Here is a 3,001-nt window from a genome sequence, read left to right on the forward strand (position 1 = left end):
CAGCTGGTGCAGCTGCGCCAGCCCAAGCCGCTCGGGATTCTCGATGATCATGACACTGGCATTGGGCACATCGACGCCCACTTCGATAACCGTGGTCGCTACCAGCAGGTGCAGGTCACCGGCTTTGAACTCGGCCATGACAGCCGCCTTTTCCGTCGCCTTCATGCGCCCGTGTACCAGACCTATCTTGAGCTCAGGCAAGGCTTCCTTGAGTTGCTCGGTGGTCGCCTCGGCAGCCTGACACTCCAGCACTTCCGACTCTTCAATCAGGGTGCAAACCCAATAGGCCTGACGGCCCGCCATGCAGGCACCACGCACACGCTCAATCACCGCATCACGACGCTGGTCAGCAATCACCACGGTCTGAATTGGTGTACGCCCGGGTGGCAGCTCATCAATGACAGAGCAGTCGAGGTCGGCATAAGCCACCATGGCCAGAGTACGGGGAATAGGTGTGGCGGTCATGATCAGCTGATGTGGCGCCTTGCCCTGATGCATGCCCTTCTCTCGCAGCGCCAGACGCTGATGCACCCCGAAGCGATGCTGTTCATCAATGATGACCAGCCCGAGATGGGCAAAGGACACATCATCCTGAAACAGCGCATGAGTGCCGACAATCACCCGCGCTTCTCCGCTGGCAATCGCCTCAAGCGACTGCTGCCGGGCCTTGCCCTTGAGCTTACCTGCCAGCCAGGCCACCTTCAGCCCTAGCGGCTCCAGCCAGCGACTGAAGTTATGAAAATGCTGCTCGGCCAGAATCTCGGTGGGCGCCATCATCACCGCCTGAAAGCCGGATTCCACTGCCTGTAACGCTGCAAGGGCCGCCACGACCGTCTTGCCGGAGCCCACATCGCCCTGCACCAGTCGCAACATAGGCGCCGATTTATTCATATCCTCAGCCACTTCTTGAACCACTCGCTGCTGCGCGTTGGTCAGGCTGAAGGGCAGGGAGGCAAGCAGTGCCTGCCGTAAAGACTGGTCCCCCGTCAGCACCGGTGCGTCAATCCGCAATGCCTGCTGGCGTAATTTGATCAGACTCAGGTGATGAGCCAGCAACTCCTCAAAAACCAGACGCTGGCGATGCGGTTCGGTGGTGCTGAGCAGGCGCTCCTGCGATATCCCGGCAGGGGGACGGTGCAGATAGAGAAGGGCCTCCTCCAGTGAACAGAGACGGTGCTGACGCAGCAGCTCGGCGGGCACCCAGTCAGTCAGTGCATTCTCCCGCCGCTGCAGCATCGACAGAGCCTGATCTGACAGCTGGCGCAGACGGGCTTGAGTCAGCCCTTCGGTGGCGGGATAAATCGCCGTCAATGCCTGTGACAGATCGGCGGGTGGGCTATCCGCCTGCAGCACCTTGTATTCAGGGTGAACCATTTCCAGGCCATTGGGGCCAACCCGCACCTCGCCGAAGCCTCGCAACAGTTCACCGCTGCGCAGCGCGACCCGCTGGGCCTGGGAGAAATGAAAGAAGCGCAACGTCAGCGTACCGGAGCCATCCTGAATCTTGCACAGCAGACTGCGGCGCTTGCCTTTGATGATATCGGCAACCCGGATATAGCCTTCGACCATCACTTCGTCACCCGGACGCAGCGAACCCAGTGGCGTGATCCGAGTGCGATCCTGATAGCGCAAAGGCAGGTGAAACAACAGATCCTGCACACTGTGCAGACCCAGACGTTCACAGCGCTCGACCACCGCCGGGCCAGCGCCTTTGAGTAATGCGATCTCGATCTGATCGAGACTGGCTGGCGTCATGCAGGAAGTACCCGCAGATTGCACTGTTTGATGGTGTCACGCAGCACATCGATGGCTTTCGGTCGCGGGAAGCTGGCACGCCATGCCAGTGCTACGGTGCGCATCGGCTGAGGTGAGGTAAAAGGACGGGTACAGAGCAGGCCGGGGGCATACAGCCCTTCGCCCGCCGCCGACAGCGGCAGAATGGTAATACCGAAGCCGGAAGCCACCATGTGGCGCAAAGTTTCCAGCGAGCTGCCTTCGGTAATGCTCTGCTGTGTTTCGCTGTCACGCAGACTGGGGCAGGCCTGCATGACCTGATCACGGAAACAATGACCTTCTCCCAGGAGCAGCATGTCATTGCAGCGAATATTGTTGGCATCCACCGTTTCCTGCTTGGCCATCTCATCAGAGCAGGGCATCAGCATGACGAAAGGCTCATCGTACAGCGGTAGCGTCAGTACATCAGGCTCGGTAAAGGGCAGGGCAACGATGATCACATCCAGCTCACCATTGCGCAGTTTGCGGCGCAGCACCGAGGTGTAGTTTTCCTCGATATACAGTGGCATATCGGGGGCTTTTTGCTTCATCTGGGGGATCAGGTGAGGGAACAGATACGGCCCGATGGTGTAAATCGCTCCCAGTCGCAACGGGCTGCGCAACTGATCTTTACCGGCTGTGGCCAGCTCGCGGATACGCTCGCTTTCTTCCAGCACACGCTGAGCCTGCTGAATGATGGTGTCGCCCATCGGCGTGGTGCGCACTGCATTCTTGGAGCGCTCGAACAGGGCAATCCCCAGCTCATCCTCGAGTTTCTTGACGGCCACACTGAGCGTAGGCTGACTGACGAAACAGCGCTCTGCGGCCCGACCAAAGTGCTGTTCCTGTGCGAGGGTGACTATGTACTTGAGTTCTGTAAGTGTCATCTGGGCCTGTTCCTGAGCTACTTCAACTTATCGCTGTTACTCCTCATAGACGGCAGTCATTGAGCGGTTATGTGTATCACCGCCTCGAGAGCGTCTTTGAGAAGGATCGACATCCACCTTGTTGCCGGATGATCCGGCTGCCATTATAGCCAATACCAAAAAGCTGTGGATATATCCAGTTAATGCAAATGCCTACATCCGTTCTGATCGCTGGCTGCGGTAAACTCGGCAGCCCACTGGCACTGACACTGGCCAATCAGGACTATGAGGTGAATGCCCTCTGTCGCAGCCCCCGGGAGTTGCCGGGTGTGACCTTGCATTATCACGATCTGAGCCAGCCG

General features: G+C 58.7%; 2 protein-coding genes. Both read right to left on the bottom strand.

All coding sequences use genetic code 11. The features are described from left to right. The coding region (recG, locus tag WH50_RS25750) for an ATP-dependent DNA helicase RecG (RefSeq protein ID WP_110190344.1) at window positions 1-1,755 on the bottom strand (1,755 nt) is incomplete at its 3' end. Next, window positions 1,752-2,660: a hydrogen peroxide-inducible genes activator gene (locus WH50_RS25755; RefSeq protein WP_110188840.1), complete on the bottom strand. Its 909-nt coding sequence runs from the start codon at window positions 2,658-2,660 to the stop codon at window positions 1,752-1,754. The genes WH50_RS25755 and recG, both read right to left, overlap by 4 nt. Between the last annotated feature and the right edge of the window lie 341 nt (window positions 2,661-3,001).

The sequence above is a fragment of the Pokkaliibacter plantistimulans genome (assembly GCF_003194385.1).
In the GTDB taxonomy this organism is placed as follows: domain Bacteria; phylum Pseudomonadota; class Gammaproteobacteria; order Pseudomonadales; family Balneatricaceae; genus Pokkaliibacter; species Pokkaliibacter plantistimulans.